General features: G+C 32.7%; 21 protein-coding genes. 4 read left to right on the top strand and 17 right to left on the bottom strand.

Annotation, left to right across the window (positions count from 1 at the left end; all coding sequences use genetic code 11):
- The first annotated feature begins 4 nt into the window (after window positions 1-4).
- Window positions 5-439 (top strand): DUF962 domain-containing protein, encoded by a 435-nt coding sequence (locus tag PSA_RS11665; RefSeq protein WP_042144343.1) that lies wholly within the window; start codon window positions 5-7, stop codon window positions 437-439.
- Here the strand turns inward: PSA_RS11665 and PSA_RS11660 are convergent.
- The 12 genes from PSA_RS11660 to PSA_RS11605 form a co-directional block, all read right to left on the bottom strand.
- Window positions 436-2,406 carry a DUF3488 and transglutaminase-like domain-containing protein gene (locus PSA_RS11660; RefSeq protein ID WP_052379915.1) on the bottom strand — a complete coding sequence of 657 codons (1,971 nt, stop codon included), beginning with the start codon at window positions 2,404-2,406 and terminating at the stop codon, window positions 436-438. The two genes, PSA_RS11665 and PSA_RS11660, sit on opposite strands and share 4 nt — an antisense overlap.
- Window positions 2,407-2,410: 4 nt before the next feature.
- Window positions 2,411-3,364, bottom strand: a complete 954-nt coding sequence (locus tag PSA_RS11655; RefSeq protein ID WP_042144345.1) for a DUF58 domain-containing protein — start codon at window positions 3,362-3,364, stop codon at window positions 2,411-2,413.
- Window positions 3,365-4,270: a MoxR family ATPase gene (locus tag PSA_RS11650; protein WP_042144348.1), complete on the bottom strand. Its 906-nt coding sequence runs from the start codon at window positions 4,268-4,270 to the stop codon at window positions 3,365-3,367.
- A gap of 1,230 nt (window positions 4,271-5,500) precedes the next feature.
- Window positions 5,501-6,742: a DEAD/DEAH box helicase gene (locus PSA_RS11645; protein WP_042144351.1), complete on the bottom strand. Its 1,242-nt coding sequence runs from the start codon at window positions 6,740-6,742 to the stop codon at window positions 5,501-5,503.
- 44 nt (window positions 6,743-6,786) lie between these two features.
- Window positions 6,787-7,887: a hypothetical protein gene (locus tag PSA_RS11640; RefSeq protein ID WP_052379916.1), complete on the bottom strand. Its 1,101-nt coding sequence runs from the start codon at window positions 7,885-7,887 to the stop codon at window positions 6,787-6,789.
- A gap of 470 nt (window positions 7,888-8,357) precedes the next feature.
- Window positions 8,358-9,152: a tRNA cyclic N6-threonylcarbamoyladenosine(37) synthase TcdA gene (gene tcdA, locus PSA_RS11635; protein ID WP_042144355.1), complete on the bottom strand. Its 795-nt coding sequence runs from the start codon at window positions 9,150-9,152 to the stop codon at window positions 8,358-8,360.
- 23 nt (window positions 9,153-9,175) lie between these two features.
- Window positions 9,176-9,862, bottom strand: coding sequence for a TIGR01621 family pseudouridine synthase (locus PSA_RS11630; protein WP_042144357.1), 687 nt, complete (start codon window positions 9,860-9,862; stop codon window positions 9,176-9,178).
- Window positions 9,863-9,871: 9 nt separating this feature from the next.
- Complete coding sequence (kdsB, locus tag PSA_RS11625; protein WP_042144358.1) at window positions 9,872-10,648, bottom strand: 3-deoxy-manno-octulosonate cytidylyltransferase; 777 nt, start codon at window positions 10,646-10,648, stop codon at window positions 9,872-9,874.
- On the bottom strand, window positions 10,636-10,833 hold the full coding sequence (locus PSA_RS11620) for a Trm112 family protein (RefSeq protein WP_042144360.1): 198 nt from the start codon (window positions 10,831-10,833) through the stop codon (window positions 10,636-10,638). The genes kdsB and PSA_RS11620 overlap by 13 nt, the downstream gene beginning before the upstream one ends.
- A gap of 19 nt (window positions 10,834-10,852) precedes the next feature.
- A complete protein-coding gene (lpxK, locus tag PSA_RS11615) occupies window positions 10,853-11,833 on the bottom strand; it encodes a tetraacyldisaccharide 4'-kinase (RefSeq protein WP_042144363.1) in 981 nt (326 codons plus the stop codon).
- Window positions 11,830-13,587 carry a lipid A export permease/ATP-binding protein MsbA gene (msbA, locus tag PSA_RS11610; protein WP_042144365.1) on the bottom strand — a complete coding sequence of 586 codons (1,758 nt, stop codon included), beginning with the start codon at window positions 13,585-13,587 and terminating at the stop codon, window positions 11,830-11,832. Before msbA ends, lpxK begins: the two co-directional genes overlap by 4 nt.
- A 97-nt stretch (window positions 13,588-13,684) precedes the next feature.
- Complete coding sequence (locus PSA_RS11605) at window positions 13,685-15,901, bottom strand: DNA internalization-related competence protein ComEC/Rec2 (protein WP_193216496.1); 2,217 nt, start codon at window positions 15,899-15,901, stop codon at window positions 13,685-13,687.
- A gap of 57 nt (window positions 15,902-15,958) precedes the next feature.
- On the opposite strand from PSA_RS11605, the gene PSA_RS11600 reads away from it, so the two are divergent.
- Entirely contained in the window at window positions 15,959-16,465 is a 507-nt protein-coding gene (locus PSA_RS11600; protein WP_042144369.1) for a DUF2062 domain-containing protein, read from the top strand.
- A 79-nt stretch (window positions 16,466-16,544) separates the two neighbouring features.
- Here PSA_RS11600 and PSA_RS11595 read toward each other — a convergent pair whose 3' ends face one another.
- Genes PSA_RS11595 through rlmKL form a run of 4 tightly spaced genes read right to left on the bottom strand, consistent with a single transcriptional unit; the run spans window position 16,545 to window position 22,556 of the window.
- Window positions 16,545-18,287: a DUF3466 family protein gene (locus PSA_RS11595; RefSeq protein ID WP_042144372.1), complete on the bottom strand. Its 1,743-nt coding sequence runs from the start codon at window positions 18,285-18,287 to the stop codon at window positions 16,545-16,547.
- Between the two features lie 12 nt (window positions 18,288-18,299).
- On the bottom strand, window positions 18,300-20,225 hold the full coding sequence (locus PSA_RS11590; RefSeq protein WP_042144373.1) for an ABC transporter ATP-binding protein: 1,926 nt from the start codon (window positions 20,223-20,225) through the stop codon (window positions 18,300-18,302).
- On the bottom strand, window positions 20,225-20,449 hold the full coding sequence (locus tag PSA_RS11585) for a glutaredoxin family protein (protein WP_042144375.1): 225 nt from the start codon (window positions 20,447-20,449) through the stop codon (window positions 20,225-20,227). Before PSA_RS11585 ends, PSA_RS11590 begins: the two co-directional genes overlap by 1 nt.
- Window positions 20,442-22,556, bottom strand: a complete 2,115-nt coding sequence (rlmKL, locus tag PSA_RS11580) for a bifunctional 23S rRNA (guanine(2069)-N(7))-methyltransferase RlmK/23S rRNA (guanine(2445)-N(2))-methyltransferase RlmL (RefSeq protein ID WP_042144377.1) — start codon at window positions 22,554-22,556, stop codon at window positions 20,442-20,444. Before rlmKL ends, PSA_RS11585 begins: the two co-directional genes overlap by 8 nt.
- A gap of 264 nt (window positions 22,557-22,820) precedes the next feature.
- Here rlmKL and PSA_RS27190 point away from each other — a divergent pair, with 264 nt between their 5' ends.
- Both PSA_RS27190 and PSA_RS27185 read left to right on the top strand, forming a co-directional pair.
- Window positions 22,821-22,994: a CHASE4 domain-containing protein gene (locus tag PSA_RS27190; protein ID WP_082305710.1), complete on the top strand. Its 174-nt coding sequence runs from the start codon at window positions 22,821-22,823 to the stop codon at window positions 22,992-22,994.
- Entirely contained in the window at window positions 22,978-23,343 is a 366-nt protein-coding gene (locus PSA_RS27185; RefSeq protein ID WP_127924092.1) for a CHASE4 domain-containing protein, read from the top strand. Before PSA_RS27190 ends, PSA_RS27185 begins: the two co-directional genes overlap by 17 nt.
- Here the strand turns inward: PSA_RS27185 and PSA_RS11575 are convergent.
- Window positions 23,312-25,669, bottom strand: coding sequence for an alkaline phosphatase (locus tag PSA_RS11575; protein ID WP_052379917.1), 2,358 nt, complete (start codon window positions 25,667-25,669; stop codon window positions 23,312-23,314). The genes PSA_RS27185 and PSA_RS11575 overlap by 32 nt on opposite strands.
- Between the last annotated feature and the right edge of the window lie 29 nt (window positions 25,670-25,698).

The following is a 25,698-nucleotide window of genomic DNA, read 5'->3' as shown; positions in this document are numbered from 1 at the left end:
AAATATGAAAAACCTTAATCAATGGTTTGATTTATATGGTCAAAGCCATCAAAACCATACCAATATCATAATACACAAAATTGCAGTTCCCATTATCTATTTAAGTGTTATAGGCTTCATTTACTCAATACCATCACTTATCGGCACAGTTATATTAAGCGTTTGTATAGTAGCAGCGATGGCATTTTACTTTACACTAAATAAATATTTAGGCTTATACATGTGTTTATATACAGGTATTTCTTTGGCTATTATACAGTTTATGACACCCTATATATTTGAAATATCGGCTGGATTATTCATCATAGCTTGGATATTTCAATTTGTAGGTCATAAAATTGAAGGTGAAAAACCTTCGTTTTTAGATGATTTAAGCTTTTTGCTAATTGGCCCTGCATGGGTGTTTAAAGACCTCTTTAAATTAAGCAATCAAAATTAATTCTTGGTTATTATTTTTACCAAATGCTTAGCATATTTTTGATTCTCAATAGTTAAAGGTATTTGTTTATACCGAGTATCAATATATAAATTTATAAATTGATTAATATATTTTGATTTAATCTCAAACTTGTTAACCAATAATAGTAAATAAGCTTGCGGTGTGACTCCAGATCCTAAAGGGATCTGGTTTTTCTCACCCCATAGTTTTAAATCATTAAATTCTCGCTCTAATGGTATATTAAACCTTTCTCTTTTTGTCCAAATCATAAAAGCATAAATAGAAATCAAAATAGAAGCCAATCCCGATAAAATACTTACCGCAATTTTTAATGATAGATTAGATTCAAAAATACTTTCTAATAATCCTTTTTGTTCTTGTGAATTAAAACCTAATATCCAGTTTGTCCACATAAAATCTATTGAATCTAAATTAAGCCTAACCCAATTTAACATAGGGAAGTTTTGTAGACTTAACAAACCAAAATCTAAGTTACGTAAAAACTCTTCTTTATTTGCTTCACTTTGAGATAATGATCCATAGAGTCTATCAGGGGATACAACAGATGTTGCATCAAATCTCGTCCAGCCCTTATTTTCTAACCATACTTCGGTCCAAGCATGGGCATCATATTGAAAAACACTTAAATAATTTTTATCCGTTGATAGTTCTCCACCAAGATAACCCGATACTACCCGAGCTGGGATACCGACACTTCTGAACATAAAAGCAGATAAACTGGCATAATGACCGCAAAAGCCTTTTTTTGATTCAAGAAGAAATTGGTCTAATTTATTAGTGCCATAAAGTGCAGGGGGCTCTAGGGTATATACGAATTTTTGATTGATAAAATATTGATACAGGTTATTAAAAAACATTTTATCCGTGTCAGATATCTGCTGAATCTCTTTAGCGATTAAAATACTTTTTGGATTAGAACCCGATATTAAACGCAAATTAATATTACGATCATAAGAACTGAGTTTTTTAATATTTTCTATTTTAAAACTTGAAACATTATATTTAAAAGTTTGCGATAAGTTTTTATTCCGTGCTAATACACCGGCATATTTATTTTCAACAAATTGTGTATTACTTTGGGCATAATCTAATGCATATAGCCAATGCAAACCTGACTTTTCAGCAATAATCTCATATTTATATTCTGAATCCCTATTAGCAATGTTATTTCTGTTTGTCGTTTTTGCTCTATGCGTAATCTTCCATGTTTGCTCAGAAAACTCTTCATGTACCATGGAGCGCCAATAGTACGGTGCAGAAGGTTTTTTATCTTTAAAATTAGCTCTAAAAACTAGTTCACTAGAATTGGAAAGTTTTGAAATACTAAAGGGATCAATATTTTCATTTAATCCGGTTTTTGCAATCCCTGGGCCTGGTAAACTCCAAAATGAAGGTAATCTTGGTAATAATATAAACAACAAAAATGCAATTGGTAAACTCATTAATAAAGATTTACTTGCTAGACTTAAGGCGTTATTTAATTTTTGATTAGGTCTAATAATTAAGTTTAACGTTGCTATATTTGCAATTAAAAAGATAAAAGTTAACAGACTTGTATATAAAGATTGTTGATATAAATAGACACTCGCAATTAAAAATAAATGGATTAAACAAACTGTTTTAAAATGGAATAACGTTGTTGAAATTAATTGTTTCAATACAGTAGACAATAACAACATAGCCACAAATAAATTAACTGTATCGCTAAAACCTATATCTATAAATAAACCTACAGAAGTCAACATTGCTAAAATATTTCCAGCGATAACGCCTGGTTTTTTTACTTGATTAAGTGCGATTGCTAACGACCAAAGCGCTAATAAAAAAACAACAGAAATAAATGTCAGAGATATAAATTCAGATAGTAAAAAAACAATTATGATAAGTGTAATAGACTGTAATAATTCAATTTTTTTGAAATTAATTGATAAAAAGGAGATGTTCAATTTATTATGCCTCACTTAACGCTCTTAAACATAATTCTAAATGATGAAAACCTTTTTCAGCGGGTATTTTACAGTTAGGCAAGTTGAGTCCAAAAGTTAATTCATCATGATGGGCTTGATACAATAAATAGCTTAAATGTTTTAACTTAGTTTCAAAATCTCCAGGCATATCTGATAAATTAAAAATAAAATCACCCGAGTAAGATTCTGTAAATTCCTTTACCAAAAATTGTTGCGTTTTTGCATAGTGTTTCCATGAAACTCGTGAAAAAGCTTCGCCAACTTGATGCTCTCTAATAGCATAAAACTCATTAGATCCTTTGACAAAAAGATCATCTTTTTGATCGCCTTGATCTGATAAGGTCATACCATGTGATATTATTGGCAATGGAGTAGGGTAGATATATACCGTTTTTGGAAAAATACTATAGCTAAATACAGACATCAATCCAAATGGATAACGAGATAATATTTTTAATCGGGCTACTTTATGCTTCCCACGTTTTAAGCCAGCAACTTGTATCTTTATATTTTTATGATCTTTACTGATAGTTTCAATGAGTGTTTCATTATTTTGAGACTGAATTATTAAACTATATGCCATACTTGGATTTGAAATCAAAAATGATAAATTATAACCTGTTTTCTCAATGCCATCTTCTGCAGAAGAGAACGTTATTTGCGTATTCATCAAATTAAAATAACTCTGCAAAATACTAATAATAAAAAATGATATTAATAAATATGCACTTAATAAAATAAGATTGTTTTGATAGTTACTTCCTAAAATAAAAATCAAAATATTAAAACATAAAAAAGATAATCCAAACTTAGTGGGAACAACATAAATATTATGATGTTTTAAAACTAAATTGCTTTTATTATGTTTACGCTTTAACAATGTATTATTGATAAATTGATTTAGTTTGTTTTTAAATTCGTTAAATATTGATTTCATCTAAACTGGCACTTTAACTTCTTTTAGCAACTCTGATGCAAGATCTCCTTGGTTTATACCCGAATTTACATTTAGTCGATGTTCAACAACACTTGGAAATATAGCTTGAACATCATCAGGCGTTACAAAATCTCGACCATTTATAAATGCCCATGCTTGAGCTGCACGGCTCAGAGCTATACTGGCTCTAGGTGATAAAGGCATGGGATATCGCCCAACTAATCGGCTGTGGTTAACCAATGCTAAAATATAATCAAGAACTGGTTCGCTGAGTTTTACTGATTTCACTATATTTTGTAAGTCTCTGAATTGATATTCTTTTAAACTTTTTTTAATGTTGTTTATATTGTTATCAATTCCTAGAATTATCTTTTTTTCAGCTTCAATTCCCGGGTAACCAAGTGTAATACGCATTAAAAACCTGTCCAATTGTGATTCAGGTAAAGGATAAGTACCGGCTTGATGAACGGGGTTCTGCGTTGCGATCACAAAAAATGGTTGTGGTAATAAGTAACTATGTCCATCAACACTAACTTGATTTTCTTCCATGGCTTCTAATAATGCACTTTGAGTTTTTGGGCCTGCACGGTTTATTTCATCAGCGAGAATAACTTGATTAAAGATAGGGCCTTTATGAAAGCTAAATGCTTGTGTTTTTATATCAAAGATTGATGTACCAATGATATCGGATGGTAATAAATCACTTGTAAACTGGATCCTCTGATATGAAAGGCCTAAAGAGATTGCTAATGCATGTGATAAAGATGTTTTTCCCATGCCTGGTAAATCTTCAATCAACAAATGGCCTTGCGCTAATAAACAAGATATGGCTAATTTAATTTGTTTTTCTTTACCAAAAATAACTGATGAGATGTCATTTAATACTGAGTTTATTATTGAATTCATAAATTTATACATCAAACGATAATTATTTTTATATTAAGCTAAGAATAAAATTAGCTCAAGATAATGATTATTATATAATATTAAAACATCAAAATGTCCGATACTGTCTAGTACTGGACATTTTAACAGTGTTAAGCAAATCAGCATATCTGACAAAAGAGTACTAACTATTAGTATGCCAGTAGATATATATAATGGCCTATAATTCATGTTATGTTAAATAAGATTTTAAAGTGTTTACATAAAGCTAATCACCTAAATATATTCAAATAAACACGCCTACTTTGTTATTTAATACTATAGTTTATATAAGAATTTTATATTTTTGCTTGGTTTCTTGAATTTAAATTATACGGATGAGCTTAATGAACTTTCAAATTTTAGTAAACTGCATGTTTTAATCATTGATGATAACCTTCTTATCCGTAATACTTTGAGACGTAGTTTTTTTGAATTTGGATTTGTTAGAAACACTAATTAGTCAACCTGATACACGTTGTGTAACTTATGATCTACTAGCACAATATCATGTAGAGATATGAAGAGTATGATTTGCTTACGATGAAATTAAGAAAGCGACTGAATTGGCCCTAATAAATATTGAAAGAAATAAAAAACATGGCTAAATATGAAAAAAATTCTATTCATGACAATCCTGAACTTCAGCTAAATGTGATAAGAGATGGAGTTGATTACGCTTCAACAGTAACAGATGAAAAATCTTTCAGTATCTTAAAACCAAACAGATACATTTATGTAAACCCTTGGACATGACTATGATGATATAACTATGTATAAAGAAGCGATTATTGTGGTTAAAAGCGCGACTTTATGCTTTAAAATACGAAAAATCAATGGCTTAAAGATTAAGACTTTCTATTGAAGAAAATTTAGATAAAGTTAAGATATTTCATGATCTTGGCCAAAGAGAAGAGTCTGTTATTGAGCAAGAAAGCGAAGAAAGAACTGAAATTCATTTTGCACCTAATAATTAAATACCATGGCAGTTGAATTTTATAAAAAGAATAAAATGCGCCCTACTCTAAATTCTTTATCACAGGTATTAAAAATTGCACCACATAATCATAGTATAGCTATCAGTTTACTTAAAGTTTTAAAAGATAAATGACAATATGGTCTTGATGAGATAAGGTCAAAACCATTTGAAGCGGTTGATAAAGATAAAATAAATGACAGCTTATAAGACCATCATTTATTTATGAACTTATATTAACGTCTTCTTCTATTATTACCTGTTTTTTCACCACTTGCACGTTTTTTGGTTCTGCGTTTTTGAGCTGAACGAGTATTTTTAAAGTCATCCTTAGTTGGTTTTTTTGTTAAATCAGGTTCATAACCTGGAAGCCATTGTTGTGGAAGGCGATCTTTTAACACAGCTTCGACTTCTTCCAACAACCAATTTTCGTCAGGACTTAATAAACTTATTGCTAATCCAGTACTCCCTGCGCGACCTGTACGCCCTATTCTATGGATATAATCTTCTGCTATATAAGGTAGTTCATAGTTAATAACGTACGAGAGTTGTTCAATATCTAAACCTCGCGCGGCAACATCAGTAGCAACTAATACACGAGTTTTACCCGATTTAAATTCTAATAATGCTTTTTCACGTGCACCTTGAGATTTATCACCATGAATTGATTGTGTTTTTAACCCATCTTTACACATCTCTTTAGCAAGCTCATCCGCTCCTTGTTTTGTTCGTGTAAAAATCAAAACTTGTTGCCAATTTTTAGACCCTATTAAATGAGATACTAATTCCCTTTTTCTATCAGCATCAACATTATATACAACTTGCTCCACTTGTGTAGTCGCTTTGTTTCTTTCGTTAACTTCTATCAACTCAGGATTTTTAAGTAATGTTTTACTTAATTTAAAAATCGCTTCGTCGAAGGTCGCTGAAAATAATAATGTTTGGCGCTTAGGTGGTAGTCGTTTTAAAATCCTGTTAATTTCATCAATAAAACCCATATCTAGCATACGGTCTGCTTCGTCAAATACTAAATATTCAACATGACTTAAATCTACTGTTCCATTTACAATATGATCAAATAAGCGACCAGGCGTTGCAACTAATATATCAGCACCTGCTTTTAACGCTTTTACTTGTGTTTTTATACTGACACCACCGTAGGCTAAAGTAGATTTTATATCAGTAAATTGTGCGTAAGTTTCAAAGCTATTATGTACTTGTTGCGCTAACTCTCGTGTTGGTGTCAAAACTAATGTTTTTATTACAAGGTTCTGTTGTTTGTTTTCTATAGTCTTTTGTAATAGTGGCAAAGCAAAAGCAGCTGTTTTTCCAGTACCAGTTTGAGCTCCGGCCATAACATCTTTACCCTTTAACACTGCTGGGATAGCTGAAGCCTGTATAGGTGTTGGTTCTTTATAGCCTTGTGCTACTACTGCTTTTAATAAATCTTCGTTTATGCCTAAGGTTGAAAAACCCATATATTACTCCACCTACACTAATTTTGTCCGCAGTTTAACAGAACTTATATCAGATCAAAGTGTTTTGTTGCCTTTGTTTGTCCATTAACTAATATTTCTATTTTATGTGTGCCGATATAGTATTTTCTTGTCGATATTTCCTTAAACGAATGTTTCTTAAATAAATCCACATCAGCTTTTGCCTCTATCGTGAATGATTTTAGTTTGAACACTTTTGCAGTTGTTTTACCATTTTTTTTAACAAAATGAATTGCAAAATCGACAACAATTTTTTGGTTTCTATTACTGTGTGATGTTAAGTTAAAATCAAAATTTAAGTCTTCTCCTCTATTTATTTTATGATTGTTTAACTTGAAGTCTTTAATTTTCACTTGTGGATTATCAGTATAACCGAGTAATCTGAACACATCTTCATTACCCATTTTTACTAAACTACGTGTAGCATGCCGAATAACCCATTTTTCTTGTTTATTTAGTTTATGTTTTTGCCATTGTTTACATACTTTAATAACAACATCGGGATTGTCCTTTGCAATGTCGTTTAAATGATTTGCCACCGATCGCCTTACATACAAACTGGGATCTGACTTCAGATGTGTTAATAAATTTAGGTTGGGAGTAGGATCGACTATAAATGATTTAAGTTGCAAGCCCCAAGGTAATCTAGGTCTTGTACCTTCTGATACCAGTCGCCTAACATGTTCATCTTCATCATTGATCCATATTCTAAACTGTTCAAAACAATATTCTGGATACTTAACAATAAATGGTCTGATTGCAAATTCAGATGAAAATAAACATGTGAGGTTTTTTAGTAAATTTAATGACGTTTCTTTATGCGCTAGTCCATAAGTACTGACGTAATCTATCATTGGCCAAGCTGCGAAACTATTATAACTATCATCTGGATCACCATAGTCCCAATTTGATTTTACAGATAATAAAATTTCAGCCGTTGTCTCAAAGTCATCAGGTAAAAAAATATGCATAACGTGAATTAAATGTGTTACCCGCTGTTTCAACTCTAGGTTATCTAAGCCTAACAAGGCATGTGTTTTAAATGTATGTTGATCAAAGTCTGAGATAGATTTTGATAAAACATAAGCAATACGATTTACTGCTTGCTCAGATAAATTGTTTTTCACGGTGATGAACTTTATTAAATTAAGTTCAGTTACTTTATCACTAGCTCTAATTGATAAACAAGTGCTTGATGATCACTTCCTTTTATTTTCATGTGTTTATAATCTTTTAATGAAAAGCCTTGATTATATAAGCAATGAGCAATAAAACTAGTTATCAGGGATTTAGGGAAATCGTTTTGTAATTTCCATGATGTTAAATAACCTTGTCCTTGATAGCATTGTGTAAAATTTTTTATTTTGGAAAATTAAATGAGCAAGGGGATATATTTTTATCTCCCGCAATCAAAGTAAATTGTGAGTTATTGGCTTCAACTAAGTTTCATCAAACCACAAAGCTAAATCAAAGAATGGTATCGTTAATAGACTCATTAGCGAAAAATAAAAAATAACAGATGATATTTTATAAAATATAAAACCTTGGTTCTAAAGGTGTTATTTAATTATAGCGCTAAATTTTAAATCCGTAATTTTTACTTCACAGATCTTAATTGTTTATCTAAATATTTTCTGATAGATTTAGAAGCCGCAAAGAAAGCAAAACTACCGGTAACCATAGTTGCTGAACCAAAACCGTTAGCACAATCCATGGTTAAAGACCCATCAGCATTTTGTTTAGTAGTACATACTGAACCATCTTTACTTGGATAAACTAATTGTTCCGTAGAAAAGACACAGTCTATACCAAATTTTCGTTTTGGATTTGTAGTGAAGTTATATTGTTTTCTAAGTAAATATCTTACTTTAGACAGTAAGGGATCATTTGTTGTCTTGGCAACATCACCAAATTTTATTTCACTAGGATCAGTTTGTCCACCTGCACCACCCATAGTAATTATCGGTAATTTGTTGCGTTTACAATGATAAATTAGCGCAGCTTTTACCTTTACTTGATCAATACAGTCGATTACATAATCAAAACCATTGATATATTCAAATAAGTTATCCGTTGTTAAAAAGTCATCAATTTCAGTGACATTTATTTCAGGATTAATTTGTTTGAGCCGTGCTGACATAGCTTCGGTTTTTGACTCTCCAATTGTATCTGTTAGCGCATGGATCTGTCGATTGATATTGGTTACACATAAATCATCAAGATCTATTAATGTAATATTTCCTAAACCCGTTCTAGCGAGTGCTTCAGCAACCCAACTGCCAACACCACCAATACCAATGACACAAAAGTGAGCTTGCATCAGTAAATCAGCTTGTTGCTCACCATATAATCTTTGAATTCCACCAAAACGCATTTTACTACTTTCATTCATACTATTATCTTCATTTTGTTAACTTACCAATCTAAATTCCAAGGCTGTGACAAGTTTTGATTCAACATTTTGAATTCATTAGACACATAGTGTTCACCTTGTTCAGGCCAGTTTATCAGTTGGATTGTTTCACTGTTCCACTTAAATCTCAGCGCAAATGCATGTAAATAAACTCGGTCAGTCTGTTCTTTACATGCGTAAAGTGCATCTCCTAAAATTGGAGAACCTAAACTTTTTAAGGCAACTCTTAATTGATGTGTCTTACCTGTATAAGGTTTAAGTAAAAAAGCGCGAATTCCAGGTTGTACTGAGTAAGAATAAAAACGTGTTACTGCAGGATTTGTATTCGAGTTTAGTAATTTAAAAGCACCTCTACGGGATTTTGCCATATCGCCTTTTATCCAACCCTGCTTTTTTTTTGGTTTTTGAGTACTTAATGCAATATAAAACTTTTCAATTTGTTTTTCATTCTGGCTATTTGTTGTAAACAGCTCAGTAAACTTTGCGGCAGCAACTTTATTTTTAGCTAAAATAATTAGGCCTGATGTTACCTTGTCTAATCTATGAACTGAAAATAGTTTTGTTTGTAATTGTTCTTCTGCTTTTACAACAAAGCCAGGACCGTCTTCACTATGAAAACTTAAACCTGGCGGTTTTACAAAAATGACAAAATCTTTATGATCATAAAGGATATTAAGTTGTTCTATCATCAATATATATTATGAACTTTTAGCTGTAAGAAAACTGACAACACGCTCTAGATCTTCTGGTGTATCAACACCCGCTTCAGGAGTAATCTTAGCTGTTTGAACTTTTATTTTTTTACCGTGAAACAAAACCCTTAACTGCTCAAGCGCTTCAATCTTTTCAAGTGGCGAAGGATCAAGTGTGATATATTCATTAATAAAGCCAGCCCTATAAGCATAAATACCAACATGTCTTTGATAAAAATCACCAATTTCATTATTTTTTATTTTGCTTGTATCATTCGCTAAAAAACGTTCTCTGTCGTAAGGAATGGTTGCTCGAGAAAAATAAAGTGCATTATTATCATTATCGCTAACAACTTTTACTGCATTAGGGTTAAAAGCTTCTTCTACCTCATTAATAGCAACACTTAATGTTGCCATTGGTGCCGATGAATCAGCTAATAAAGCAGCAACTTGGTCAACATTTTCATGGGCTAATAGCGGCTCATCGCCTTGAACATTCACTACGATAGTATCTTTAGATAAATTTAAAATATCTACTACTTCAGCAAGTCTTTCAGTGCCAGATTCATGTGAATCTTTAGTCATAACAACTTGTGCCTTAAAACCCTGAGCGATATTAAAGACATCTTGATGGTCTGTTGCGATCACAACTTTACTTGCACCTGACTGACATGCTTTTTCATAAACATGTTGGATCATAGGTTTACCGCAGATATCTGCTAAAGGCTTACCTGGTAATCTACTTGATGCAAAACGCGCTGGAATGACAACTACGAATGCCATTTTTCAATCTCTTCATGGCTAAGCTCTCGTGCTTGAGTCTCAAGTAAAACAGGAATATCATCATTGATTGGATACGCAAGTTTTGCCTGTGTACTTATTAATTCACTATTTTCTTTATCTAAGATCAATTTACCTTTAGTGACAGGGCAAGCCAGTATTTCTAATAGTTTTTTATCAAAAGCCATAAGGTTCTCTTTTCTCTTTTTAAGTGAGCGTATTAAGTAATTTTATTAATTTTTCATGAGTTAGAGCATTGGGTTTGGCATCTACTTTTAGATAATACCAATTATCCTTTGCGAATGACTTACATTTTACCGCATCTTTTTCTGTCATGAAAATATTTATATTTGAATCATGTGTAAAATCATCAATTGTAAATTTATGATGATCTCTAAAGTGATGTTTTTCTATAATATTGATATTAGCTTGTGTCAATGAAGTTTCGAATCTCGCTGGGTTGCCAATAGCCGATACCGCAATACCACTTTTTTGTGCTTTTTTAAATTTAGCAGGTTTATTATCTTTAACGTGATAAAAACCGCCTTGCTCTAGTACATAATGAAGTGGTGAATTACCACCATTTTCAATTACTAAATCAATTGATTTTAATCTACTTTTAGTTTCTCTCAGTGGACCTGCTGGCATTAAAAGTCCATTACCAAACTGACGTTTGCTATCAACAATGCACAACTCTAGCTGTCTACCCATTTTATAATGCTGCATACCATCATCTGAAATGATCACATCAGGTTGATGTTTATCTATCGCTAGTTTTATATTCTCAATACGATTTGGCCCAACAATTACTGGGAAATGTGTTCTCTTTGCAATTAATACAGGTTCATCTCCGCACTCGTATGGCGAAGAGTGCTGGTCAACCTCACAGGGATATGACTCACTTGTACCGCCATAACCTCTGCTGATCACAACAACATTTTTATTCAACTTTTTATAGTATTCACATAACCAAATAACCATAGGTGTTTTACCGTTGCCACCTACACTAATATTACCAACAACTATTACAGGTACATGTGAAGTAATTGTTTTTTTAATTTTTAATTTAAATAATACTTTTCTTAAATTTGATAACAAGCAAAATAGTAAAGATAAAGGCAATAATAGCCAAGTTAAAGGGTTTAAATACCAGTGTTTTTTATACCAACTTTTTTCTATTAAACTCATCCGTTTTCACCGGATTGAATTTTGCTTAATCCAGCATAAGCACCATCTATAGCCAGTAAATCAGTATGTGTTCCCTGCTCTATAACTTTACCTGAATCTATCACATAGATTTGATCTGCATTTTCTATAGTAGATAACCTATGTGCAATAACGATTGAAGTTTTATTTTGCATCAACTCGCTTAATGCTTGCTGGATCAATTTTTCAGACTCAGTATCTAATGCTGATGTTGCTTCATCTAATACTAAAATAGGCGCATCTTTGACTAAAGCACGTGCAATGGCTATTCTTTGTCTCTGCCCACCAGATAACATTACGCCATCTTCACCTGCCATAGTATTTAAACCCTCAGGTAAATCCTTTACAAACTCCCAAACATGGGCTTTTTTACACACTTCTACAAGTTGTTGTTCTGTTAACTCAGTCTTATGCCCGTAACAAATATTGTTCTTAATCGTGTCATTAAATAAAATAACTTGTTGGGATACGATTGAAAATTGTGCTCTTAAATCTTTTAATTGATATTCATCAATAGCAACTTTATCAAGCAAGATACTGCCAGAAGTTGATACATCATAAAAACGCGGTAATAAATTTGATATGGTTGATTTACCTGAACCTGAGCGACCAACTAAAGCAATGCTCGTACCTGGCTGTATAGTTAGGTTAAGCTTATTTAAGACTGGTTCTTCTTTTGAAGGATAAGCAAAAGTTAAGTCTTTAATTTCAATTAAGCCTTGTGATTTTGAAATTGACTTTAAACCTGTGTCTTTTTCTACTGGGGTATCTAAGATCTCGAAGATGCTTTTTGCTGCAGAAAGACCACGTTGAAAATCACTGTTCACATTAGCTAGTTGCTTTAGAGGTCGTAACATCATCATCATTGATGTTAATAATGCAGTAAAAGAGCCTGCTGTTATCGAATTAACCATAGAAGGTTGCGCCATTAAATATAAAATAACAGCCATAGAACTGGCAGCTAATAACTGAATAACAGAAACACTTAATGCTTTAGTAGCATCCATTTTGACTCTTTGTTGTCTATTTTTGTTATTCACTTTTGAAAAATTTTCAATTTCAATTTCTTGCCCAGAAAAATTATGAATTACTTTATGTCCTTTTAGCATTTGCTCGGAGCTACGGGTAACATCTCCCATCGCATTTTGAATATTAGTTGATATTTTTCTAAAGCGTTTTGAAACTATCGTAACAACAATGGCCACTAACGGCATAATAATGAGAAATATAAGCGACAGCTTCCAACTAACATAAAACATACCTGCAAGTAAGAATATAACAAAAGCACCTTCTCTGACTAAAATTAACATGCCTTTGGTTATAGCTTGTTGAACTTGTTCAGTATCAAAAGTTATTTTAGAAATTAAACTACCAGTAGAGTGTTTATCATGAAAAGAAACAGGCAAATGTAACATATGCTCAAATATCTCTTGCCTCAAACTTCTTACGACCTGTGAGCCAACATAACTTAAGCTGTAGCTTGATATGTAGTTAAATAACCCTCTAAAAAATACTAATAACATGACAATCATTGGTGCCATCGACAAAGTTTCTGATTTAAGTTCTGTATTTTCACCACTGAGACCTAAATCTATAAATGGTTGCATAAGTTGAATAAATAAAGCATCCATTGCTGAATACCCTAACATGCCAAAAATAGAAAAAGCAGCGACAACTTTAAATTTTTTGACATAACTTAATAAGCGTTTGAAATGTAATGATGAGGTTGAACTCATTAAAATACTCTCTGATAATTATATAAAATATGATCAAGAAGTACTATTGTATCCTTGCATCTAATAAAACCCAAATTCTATTACAAATAAGTATGGGTTAATTCACCAAAAACCAATAACTTTGCTTACTTCTCGTACTTTCAATTAGATATTCATGCTCAAATATTTTTATTCTAATATGACCTGATATTCCGGTGATTAATTGTTGAACATTCAGATCTGCATATCTTTGTACTATTTCATAGTGAGGCATTAACCAACGGCCATTAAATGCACTTGAATGTATTACCCAAGATGGAGATACTTGTTTTATAAATTCAATACTAGAAGACGTTTTACTCCCATGATGAGGACTTATCAAAATTGTAGATTTGATATCTGTTAAAGACTTTATCAAATCTATTTCTGCATTTTTATGGATATCTCCGGGCAATAGTATAGAAAACCGACCATCAGTTATTCTGACAACACAGGAGTTATTATTAGTTAACTTACTTATTGTTTTAGGTCCAATATTGTTTATAGTTAACATGCCAAATTCACTTTTACCTAATTTACACGCTGTGATGTTCTGGTTTTCATCCAGTGGTGTTAGTAATGTCCCTAGTAAACCATAATTTATCCATTCTTGTAGACCCCCTGAATGGTCATTATCTTTATGGCTGATCAAAGTATGTTCTACAGTTAATTTTTGTCCTTCAATATAAGGAATGATTTGGGTTTGAGCGACACTCATACCTGAACTATATTTAGCTGCAAGGTCGTATACATAGGTTTTATTATTTTGTGATATTAATATACTGAGTCCATGACCAACATCTAAAATATCAACTTGCCATAAAGGCGATTCGTAAGATAGTTTGTTTGCTAATAAAGTACTAAGCGGAATTAATAACATCCATGTTAGACGATAACTAAACATCAATAAAATTAGATATATTAATATTAAAGATTGCCAGCTTAACTCTCCTAGTTGAAACCACAATACAGACAAGTCAAGTGAAGTTATATATAAAAATAATTCAGATAAAATATAATCTAAATACAATAATAACTTTTCTGAACAATTGATAATAGAAGAAAAAATAATCGTGATAATACTTGGCAAAATAAAAAACGCCATTAAAGGAATAGCTATTAAATTAACAAGTATTCCTGCAATACTGGCACCATCAGATAAAAACCATACTAGCGGTAATAAACCGATTGTAAGATTAAACTGAATTATCATGAGCCATAAAAATCGTTTAAAATATGTATCGTGATTTAATCCTATATTTGTATAACTAAAAATTAATATATAAACAGCTAAGAATGAAAAATATATACCAGGATTTAAAAGCTGAAATGGGTTCATCAGTAACGATATAATCAGTGCTAGTTGTAACGCTTTGTAGCTAACGTATTGATAGCCTCTCAAATACATTAATGAAAATACACATAACATGATTAATGCGCGAATTGCAGAAACCGTACAACCACTTAGCAGTGTATAAATAACAGAAAATACTAAGCCCGAACATGTGTATAATATATTTAGGTTATATTTTTGATTTACTTGGATACTAAGTAATCTAAAGGTAAATTTTAGACAATAAAAACCAATAGCAAACATCATCCCAATATGCAGACCCGAGATTGCAAACAAATGACTTATTCCGAGTATTTTAAACTGCTCTTTATTTTTAATTGAGATCAAAGATTTGTTACCAAATAATACGGCTTGGTAAAACCAGTTGTTATTAGATTCGTTAAATATACTTGATACAGTGTACTTTAGTTTTTGTATTTTACTTAGAGGATTATCTTTAATAACTTGAATATTAAACTTAGAATCTATATATCCTTTCGCTTTAATATGGTTGTAAAAAGCCCATAATTCTCCATTAGTATTTCCAAAGTTTTGCAAAGTTCTAAAGGGTCTAAGCTTAGCATTACCAGTAATAATGTCAGAAGGTAAAAGCTTATTTTTTGTTTTATACCAAGCTAAATTTATAAATACAGTTTGTTTGATTTCCTTTGAATTTAGATTTAGTAGCTTAGCTTTAAAATATAGTGGTACATTTGAATCACGCTCTTTATTTATAGAATGTGCATATACTTTAACTATCTGTGCTCTAAACTGATAGCTTTTAGCTTTTTTATAATGAGGTAACTCCCAACTATAAAATATATGGTAATAAACCATTAAATACACTGCTGCTGTTAAAATACTAAGAGATAAAATTATAAAGCGTTTAAAATATAGGCTTAATAGAAAAATAGATGCCAAAATTGTAAAAAAGACTGGAGTATTAAACTCAAACAGCGACAATAAGCACCCAAAAACAAATCCACAACAGATTTGACTCAAAGGAAACATTTTAGCGTCATGGCAAAAAAAATTATTCAACGCTTTTTACCAGATCACGATAAGATTAAAAATAATAAGTCACTTAGAATATTTGGTTCATTATTACATGATGCAAACTTATGGCATTTGAATCGCCGCTCTTCAAGAGGTGCTTTTGCAATTGGTTTATTTTTTGCCTTCATACCCGTTCCTTTTCAAATGCTGTTAGCTGCTGCGCTTGCAATTCCTTTTCGTGTAAACTTACCGCTTTCAGTTGCTTTAGTTTGGCTCACCAACCCGTTGACCATGCCGCCTATTTTTTATGGTTCATACTTAGTTGGTTCAACAGTGCTTGGGCAAAATAGTCAAGATTTTTCATTTGAGCCAACAGTTCAATGGCTCCTTGATAGCTTATCAACTATTGGTCCTGCTTTTATGCTAGGTAGTTTAATTTGTGCATCTATAGCTGCTTTAATCGGATATTTTGGCAGTGATATCTTATGGCAAACTTCTGTTAGAAGAGCTTGGAAAAACCGCCATAAATAGAGACTAGTTTAATTTCATATTATTAAAAATAAAAAACCGCAATTAAGCGGTTTTTTTATTTCATGCATTTACGTAAAATTTATAAAAAGAATCTTCTACGAATAGCAACTAATGGGAGCAGTAATACACTTAAGAACCCGAAACTTGCGCCTTGTCTTTCATAAGTTTCAGATGCTTGAGTTGGACATTTTTCAATATCACCTTCAATTGGTACAAGTTTAACTGCAACAACAACACTTTCAAACTCTTCTTGGCCTGTACTATCAATTACAATGTTACCTTGTTTATCACGTTTTTTAACTGTTTTTGTTGCAGATCCAATGATTTCATTATTTTCATTGATGCCCGTTGCTTCAGCGATAACGTAAGGATATCTATCTTGACCATTACTTGCATAACACGGTAGTAAATCATTTATGTTAGTGAATTTTTCTGCATGAATCTCATACATAAAAGCTTCTCTTCTACGGTTAGAAGAGGTATTCGTTTCTGTCTCACCTTCACCCACAATTATGCCTTGATTGTTTATGTCTCTTGCGATTGAGCTTGAGCTAGAGAAATAATCTTCTGGGAACATTGTTTGACCAGTATTAATATCATGGTAATAAAACTTTGTACGAGTTGTACCACTAATTGTTTTATTCGCGTAACCAACAATTATATTATTATCATTAATATCAGAAGCTTGACCGGCTAACCAATCATCTTCTTGTTTAATAAATTGAGTAGCCTCACCATCTTTAAAGTAAACTGGCATCGTGTCAATTCTGTTGTCATTATTGTACCTTCTGACATGAGAGTAACCTGCAGCGATACCTTCTGCATTAACGGTTAAAGCAGTACTTTTAAATGCAAAATCTTCATCATCTTCAGGTGTAAGTGCTAAGCCTAAAATCTCAGTATTTGTAAGGTTAAACTCAGAGTCTAAAGTCCACTTTACAGCGCGACGATCAAATAATTCATTTGATTGATTTTTATAAAGCCATACGCATACAGCTTCAGGTTCATCTTTGCCATCACAGTTATCGTCTAAGTTCTTTTGTCGATCTTCTGGAATACCTGTAGAAACATCACCAACTAATACATAACCGCCGCCATCTCTTTGTGAGATATCGGTGATAATGCTCATCCCACCATGTTCATTAAATTCTGGTTCAATGACCATTTGACTACCATCTGGCTTAATTACTATGCCACGGCTTTCAAATTCACGAAGGTAGAAAAGTTCTTCTTGAGTTTTGCCATCTGGCGTGAACATTTGTTTGGTATAAGCTGGGCTACCCCAACCTACCTTTATGCCATTTTCAGAAATTGCAGTTAAGTTATTTCTCACAGAACGACTCAGACCATCGTATTGGTAATCACCAGAGTCGATAAGCAGTTGTGAGTCAAAGATAACCTGCTCTTGAGTACCACTGTCAAACGAAACAACAACAGTGTCATCTACTTTTTGCCAGTTTGGATCGCTTCTTTTACCAGATAAGAAAGACAGCATAAAGCTAAGAGCATCTGCGTTTATATTACCAGATTCAATATCTTGTAAAGTAAAAGTAATCTGTTTGTCTATGCTTTTTTCATATTTCTCTTGATTTTTCCAAGCATTGTCTAGGCTATTATCTTCAAAATCTATCGCACTGATATCAATTGGTAAATTATAGTTATCGCGAATTACACCTATCGCTGTACCATCATCATTAAAATCTGTTACGTAACTATGCTTTGCTGTTTCTGCACTACCTAACTCAACAACTTTATATGTGGCAGCATGTATTTGCGGGCTTAAAACACCCGCGACCGCTAATGCGATTAATTTATTTTTCATTATGACCTACTACTAACCTTTTAATTCTTCTAATTCTTCCCAGCGCTCAAACGCAACTTCGAGTTTGGACTCGGCTTGGGCCAATTCGTTCAATTTAACTTGAGTAATATCACTTGATTGTTTGTAAAAATCAGCGGCTGTTACTTCAGTCTGTAGTGCTTCAACATCATTTTCTAATGTTTCAAGTAGTGCTGGTAATTGTTCTAGCTCTAATTGTAATTTGTATGATAGTTTTTTAGGTTTACTATCTGAAGATGCTTTTGTATTAGTTTGTAATTGTTTTGTATTAGTTTGTTTTTTTACGTCAGCTGCTTGTGAAGTTTTTTTTGCTCGTTCTTCTTTATACTGCTTATGCTCTTGATAGTCTGTGTAACCACCAACTATTTCAGAAACAACACCATTACCTTCAAAACCCCAAATGCTACCACAGGTATTATCAATAAATTCACGGTCATGACTTACAACAAGTACTGTACCATCATATTTATCGACTATTTCTTCTAAAAGTTCAAGCGTTTCAACATCTAAATCATTTGTTGGTTCGTCAAGAACAAGTATATTAGAAGGTTTTAAGAATAATTTAGCAAGTAATAAGCGGTTTTTTTCTCCACCTGATAATGCTTTTACAGGTGTACGTGCTCTTGCAGGTGGGAATAAGAAATCTTGTAAGTAACCAAGCACATGGCGATGTTTTCCGCCGACTAATACTTCTTGTTTACCTTCAGCAACATTTTCTTGTACAGTTGCTTCTTCATCTAATACTGCACGATACTGATCAAAATAAGCTACATCTAAATTTGTACCTTGTTTTATGGTACCGCTTTGTGCTTCTAATTGTCCAAAAAGTAATTTCAATAAAGTTGTTTTACCAATACCGTTTGGTCCAACTAAACCTATCTTATCGCCTCGAATGACCAAAGTAGAAAAGTCTTTAACGATAGTTAAATCTTTAAATGCATGGTTTAGGTTTTCTGCTTCAAAAACAAGTTTGCCAGATCTTTGTGCTATTTCGACATTAAAATCAGCTTTGCCTACTTTTTCTATACGCTGTTTACGCTCATTTCTAAGTGCTTGTAATGAACGTACTCGCCCTTCGTTTCTAGTTCTACGAGCCTTAACACCCTGACGGATCCACGTTTCTTCTTCGGCTAGTTTTTTATCAAATAACGCGTTTTGTTGTTCTTCTACTTTTAAATCATGCTCTTTTTGCTCTAGATATAATGCATAATCACCAGGATAAGAAACTAATTTGCTGCGATCTAAATCTAAGATACGTGTTGCTAATGAACGAATGAAAGCACGGTCATGTGAAATAAATACAATAGCGCCTTTAAATTCTTTTAAGAATTTTTCTAGCCACATAACACTTGCTAAATCCAAGTGGTTAGTTGGTTCATCAAGTAAAAGTAGGTCTGGTTCGCATACTAATGCTTTTGCCAATGCGACTTTACGTAACCAACCACCGGAAAGAGATTCGAGCTTAGCTTCAGGGTCAATTTTTAATTGGCTTAATACAAGATTTATTTGAGAATCAAAGCGCCAACCGTCTCTTGCTTCTAATTCATCAGACAGTCGTTCCAATTTTTTTAATAATTGATCTGTACAGTCTGTTTGCAGTTCTGTACTTACATGATGATAATCAATTAATAATTGCGCCATGCCAGGTAAACCTTGGGCAACATAATCAAAAACAGTGCCTTGTGCACCTTTTGGTGGATCTTGCTCAAGTCGCGAAACCTTAAGGTCATTTACGCGATTGATATTCCCATCATCTAAAACAACTTCACCATCAAGTATTTTTAGCAATGTAGATTTACCGGCACCGTTGCGACCTAAGATACAAACTCTCTCACCTTGTTCAATAATTGCTTCTGCATTATCTAGTAAACAGTGTGTACCAAATGCTAATCTAGCGCCTGTTATTCTTATTAAGTCCATTACAAACCTTTTATATCTTGTTCATTAAACGGCCAAAACAATTTATTACCGTTGTGATTATTTTCTATTACTGGGATCGAAGTTTGATAAAGCGCCATATGCGCTTCACTATCAATAATATCTACAAGTTGAATTTTTGATGCGTCTACAACTTGTATTAATAACTCATAGGCTTGCTCACATAAGTGGCAGCCTTGAGTATGATATAAAGTGATATTAAACACGGGTTATCAACCAGCTATTATGTATATTCTTGTTGCGTTTAAAGTCTGGAGATAGAGTTTTATCGCTGATGTTTTTAGCCTTTAAACCTAAAGCAGTTAATGCCTCTTCATCCATTTTAAAGCCACGCTTATTGTTAGAGAAAAACAATACGCCATCTTCACTTAAAATATTTTTAGTGGTTTCAAATAACTTGATATGATCTCTTTGTACGTCAAACGCGTCAGTCATACGTTTTGAGTTTGAGAATGTAGGCGGATCTAAGAAAATCAAATCATATTCACCTTGTGCTTGGTCTAACCATGATAAGCAATCAGCTTGGAAGAATCTGTATCTTGGGTTTTGAATATTGTTTAATTCAAAGTTTTCTTTACCCCAGTTGATATATGTTTTAGACATATCAACTGTAGTAATAGATTTAGCACCACCAATTGCAGCTTGAACTGATGCAGTTCCTGTATATGCAAATAAGTTTAAGAAACGCTTGTCTTGTGAATTTTGCTGAATATATTGGCGTGCTAAACGGTGATCTAAAAATAAACCCGTATCTAGATAGTCAAATAAATTAACTTTAAATTTAGCACCGTACTCAGTCACTACCATAGATTGATCTTGCTGAGCGATTGTACGGTACTGAGAGTCACCTTTTTGCTTTTTACGTACTTTAACAACGATTTTTTCAGCTGGAATATCTAACTGTTTACCAGTTAGATAGATAATGTCTTGCAAACGTTTATTCGATACTTCTTCATTCACATCTTTTGGAGCTGCATATTCATAGATAACAGCATGATCATTATAAATATCAACAGCAACATTATATTGTGGAATATCGGCATCGTATAAACGATAAGTAGTCACAGCGTGTTGTTTTAACCAGTTTTTTAAACCTTGTTTATTTTTCTTTAAACGGTTTGCAAATGCAGTTGAATCTTCATAATTTAGCTCAGTTGAGTGTGTAGATTCAATAACTTGTTTTTCATCGAGAATATAAGTGTTTAATACACAGTCAATTGGACCATTCTTAAATTTGTAACGCTTATGACGTACAATTTTTAATAATTTTGATAATGCTTCATCAGAGCTTAATAATGCAAGGTACCAATCAGCGTAATATTTTTTAAATGCAATACCCATATTACGATATAAATTTATTAGTTCAGCTGTACCGCCCATACGCTCACCATATGGTAAGTTAGAAAGCACAACACCGGCACGTTTTGAAACGGGTTTAAGATTTGCCGCATCACCTTTACTGAATTTAATCAGGTGCTCAACACCTGCGGCTCTTGCATTATTCTGTGCTTTAGAAAGCACAAAACCATCTATATCTTGACCAATCAAATAAAGTTTTTTAGGTGATTCTTGTGCTATTAGTTCTTCACGTACTTCTAGGTATTGTGATTCATTAAAATTTGGTAAGCGTTCAAAAGCAAATTGTTCTTTTTTAAGACCAGGGGCTTCGTTATTGGCCATGCCTGCGGCTTCGATCAATAATGTACCTGAACCACAACACGGGTCAAATAATGGCTGAGATACATCATTTAACCAGCCACTGCGTTGAATTAAAGCTGCAGCTAGATGCTCTTTTATTGGTGCACGACCTTGACCTTGACGATAACCACGCTGAGAAAGACCTGTACCTGAGTAATCAATATATAAATCTAATTTATTTTGGTGGTAACGCGCTGCAATGCGTACTTGTGCATTTTGTTTATCAACATCAGGACGTGTTTCATACAGATCCTGGAAGTAATCAACTATGGCATCTTTTATCACTAGACTTGAAAACTGGGTGTTTTTTAATTCAGTATTTGTACCAGAAAAATCAATCGCAAAAGTGGTTGTAGGCGTTAACCATTCACCCCATGCTTGATAACGGGCTAAATTGTACAAATCAGTTTTATTTTTAACGTTTTCTTTTTCTGCAATCTTCATCAAAATTCTAGTAGCAAAACGTGTAGATAAACACACTTTTTGCGCAAGTGGTAAATCAGCTTCAAAAACTACCGAACCGACACTTTGTTTGCCAATTTGGACCCCTAACTGTTTTAATTCGTCAGCTAAAAGATTTTCTATACCAATTGAAGTTAACGCGATAAATTGCAAAGTGATTCCTTAATAATAATACTAATTTTATATACCTATAAGCGCTAAGTATAATTTTGGATGGCAGTATAACAAAATTTAGCCCAAAGGACTTATTTTTAAATAGGTGAAAGATATAAAATTCAATTAGAAGTTTATAATTGGATTATTACTGATATCAGCACTATGTTTTAGGTAATTATATTAACATTATTTTTATTCATTTAAATTCAAGGATAATAAATGCGTTTGATTCTGCGGCTCACGAGCTTGCAGTTGTGAATTATGATAACGCCGTTTGGAATGATACATATTTATGTAGAAAATAGAGATAACAAATATATTACAAATAATTTTGTTCAAGACACTTATACAAGCCTCAATATCAATGGGATTCATATCTATGATAAACAAGGAGTATTAGTTTGGGTAAAAACACTCAATAACTCTAAAAAATAAAACTATTCAATTTTCTGCTTTTGACTTACCTAGTAGTTTTGTTGAAAAAAATTTATTATTTTCTTCACAATTAACTAAACCTCACAGTAAAAGTGGATATACATTCCTAGAAAATAAACTTGTACAATTTTCTGCCACCAGCATTTTTAAAGCTAATCTAAAAGGAGTATCAAACGGTACGATGATTTTTTGGAGATTAGTAGATCATAATTTACAAAGGCATTTACAAAAAAGATCAGGAATAAAGTTTAATATTGAAAGATCTCTCAACTTAGCTGAGAGAAATTCATTACTTATTAAAGTTGTAATTAAATGTTTTAACTCAATCGCTGTAAATTATTATCTTTAACTCTAAATTTATGGATTTTAACCATATCCAAATACGACGTTTTATCTTGATAGTAGCTAATCTGAGCAGTATTAATGTCTTTAAACTTGGTATTAACATTATGGAAGCTGACATCCATATTTTCAGCATCAAGTTCTACAATTGCAATGCCATGCTCCCACATTTTTGAAAATACCAAAGAATCTGAAATATCAGCTCTTTGTGTCGCCGTTGTTGCTAATGTATCAAAGAATACAGGTAACTCTTTTACGACAGGCGAAACATCTCCTAGTTGTGACAATAATTGATTCATTCCTTGTTCTAAAAAGGTACCAAATGTTGCTGAAGATATTGAAGAGGTGGTGAAGTTAAACGATTTATTCCCTGTTACTGAATTCGCTTTATGCTCTGTGACATAACTACTATGTACATCCCCTCCTAATGTTACAACAGAATTGGCACTAAGAATATTTTCAATTAAACTCGATTTAAATTGTGGAAAACCATCCCATTGATCAACTTCAATGTAAAACCTTTGTTTAAATACTCCAGGTACAGCATCTGAGGCAAGCGCAGCTTCTAGTAGTTCAAAACCTGAGTTTGCCCTACTTGAAGATAAATCAAATATTAGAGGAGAAAAAGAAACAGAACTGCCTAACAGCTTCCATGTGCTATTTGATGAAGCAAATGTTGTTGCTAACCAGTTGGTCTGTGCTTCATCATATGCAGATTGAACTGACGAACCATTTGATTGCGCCACATACTCTTTAAAACCAGCATATAAGTCATAGGTATCTTTAATTACAAAGTACCTGCTGCCTAAGTAGTTAAATAATGATGTTTTACCCATAGTATAAAAAGCTAAACCTTGATTTACGCCTTGCTCTGGTAAAGCCGGCAATTGCTGAATTGGATGTTCAGATGGTAAAGTTTCTTTACTACCTTCTAATACTTGATTTAAATAACTTGTAGCTAGGTTTCCTTTAATTACATCAATTGCTCTTTGTTGCCCTTGTATATAAGCATCTTGTTGCGACATTTCTATCTTAGCCATTAATGAATCTGCATACATAGCTGTAAATATTTCAATAAAAGCCGATTTATAAGGAGTAAACATCGCGTCATCTATATTGACATAAGGTGACATTTGGGAAATAACAGCGCTTATGTTAGCAGAATCCATACCCGTTGCTTGTAAAAATCCAGATAAGGTAATTTGATCGATTTCAACGCTTCCTGGGAAGGCATCTTCTGCAATGATATGATCGGGGCGATTTGTTCTAAAATCAGTCATCGCGATATGACAGTGTTTACCAAAGTGAAAATCTCTGTAAATTTTTGTATTTGGAAATAAATGAATTTCTTCTATTTTGAGTTCACCAGAACTAAGTTCTTCTGAAATATGTGTTTGTTCATGATCTATAGGCATATAATCAAAGTAAGCTATCTCGGAATTACGTTTCCTTTGAGTTTGTTTCTCTATTTGCGCACCGTCTAAATTTGTCGCATGATCAGCCCAACTATCATCCGAGAATTCATGGTCATCCCAAATCGCTATCATAGGAAAACGTTCATGAACTTTTTGTAATAATGGATCGGTACGATAAGTTTTATATAATTGACGATAATTATCTAAACTTGCTGCAGCTTGATATTTATTTTCACCAATACCTAAGTTTAAAACGCCTACTTGATCTGAAAATGCTATTTTACGTTCGTGATCTGTTGATTGAAATAATGGGTCACCGGTGGTTTCGTAGATATAGTCTCCAAGGTGTATTACAAAATCCAAATCATCTTGTTCAAGCAAAGATAAATAATTGTTGTAATAACGTCCTATATAATCTTGACATGATACGTAAGCAAATTTGACATTTGTATCACTATCTTGAGAAGGTGCCGTTTTTGTTCTACCAGTATTGCTGGTATATTTCTTGTTTTCAACGACATGGATAAAGCGGTAAAAGTAATACTTTGCTTGCTCTAAATCTGTAACTCTTATTTTTAAACAGTGATCTGAAGATACGACTGCTGTTAATTCCTGTTCAACAACAAGTTGAGAAAAATCATCTGTTTTAGATACTTGAAGGATTACGTCTGTATCTTCACCAGTATTGTTATCAATTCTGGTCCATAATATGACAGAGTTTTCTTTTGGATCACCAGATACTACTGATTGAGGAAAATACATACTACCATCTAGAATATCTGGCACTTCAGGTTTAATTACCACATCAGGTGTTTCATCTTTGTTATCTGAACCACCACACCCTAAAATACTAGTAGTAATAACCGTCCCCGCACTGACAACCATTGTTTTAATAAACTTGCGTCTTGTAAACTGCATTGTATATCCTTTTTTATTATTTTTTATTG

Source organism: Pseudoalteromonas sp. '520P1 No. 423', assembly GCF_001269985.1.
Classification (GTDB): Bacteria; Pseudomonadota; Gammaproteobacteria; order Enterobacterales; family Alteromonadaceae; genus Pseudoalteromonas.
Note: the sequence above shows the minus strand (reverse complement) of the source record. Positions and strands in the feature narration are given on the sequence as shown.

Coding starts and splice junctions, on each gene's coding strand:
- PSA_RS11590 (WP_042144373.1), bottom strand. CDS start 20,225: ATGGACTTAATAAGAATAACAGGCGCTAGATTAGCATTTGGTACACAC.
- PSA_RS11630 (WP_042144357.1), bottom strand. CDS start 9,862: ATGATAGAACAACTTAATATCCTTTATGATCATAAAGATTTTGTCATT.
- PSA_RS11655 (WP_042144345.1), bottom strand. CDS start 3,364: ATGAAATCAATATTTAACGAATTTAAAAACAAACTAAATCAATTTATC.
- PSA_RS11575 (WP_052379917.1), bottom strand. CDS start 25,669: ATGCAGTTTACAAGACGCAAGTTTATTAAAACAATGGTTGTCAGTGCG.
- PSA_RS11650 (WP_042144348.1), bottom strand. CDS start 4,270: ATGAATTCAATAATAAACTCAGTATTAAATGACATCTCATCAGTTATT.
- PSA_RS11620 (WP_042144360.1), bottom strand. CDS start 10,833: ATGGCTTTTGATAAAAAACTATTAGAAATACTGGCTTGCCCTGTCACT.
- kdsB (WP_042144358.1), bottom strand. CDS start 10,648: ATGGCATTCGTAGTTGTCATTCCAGCGCGTTTTGCATCAAGTAGATTA.
- PSA_RS11595 (WP_042144372.1), bottom strand. CDS start 18,287: ATGAAAAATAAATTAATCGCATTAGCGGTCGCGGGTGTTTTAAGCCCG.
- lpxK (WP_042144363.1), bottom strand. CDS start 11,833: ATGAGTTTAATAGAAAAAAGTTGGTATAAAAAACACTGGTATTTAAAC.
- tcdA (WP_042144355.1), bottom strand. CDS start 9,152: ATGAATGAAAGTAGTAAAATGCGTTTTGGTGGAATTCAAAGATTATAT.
- PSA_RS27190 (WP_082305710.1), top strand. CDS start 22,821: ATGATAACGCCGTTTGGAATGATACATATTTATGTAGAAAATAGAGAT.
- msbA (WP_042144365.1), bottom strand. CDS start 13,587: ATGAGTTCAACCTCATCATTACATTTCAAACGCTTATTAAGTTATGTC.
- PSA_RS11645 (WP_042144351.1), bottom strand. CDS start 6,742: ATGGGTTTTTCAACCTTAGGCATAAACGAAGATTTATTAAAAGCAGTA.
- PSA_RS11665 (WP_042144343.1), top strand. CDS start 5: ATGAAAAACCTTAATCAATGGTTTGATTTATATGGTCAAAGCCATCAA.
- PSA_RS11600 (WP_042144369.1), top strand. CDS start 15,959: ATGGCAAAAAAAATTATTCAACGCTTTTTACCAGATCACGATAAGATT.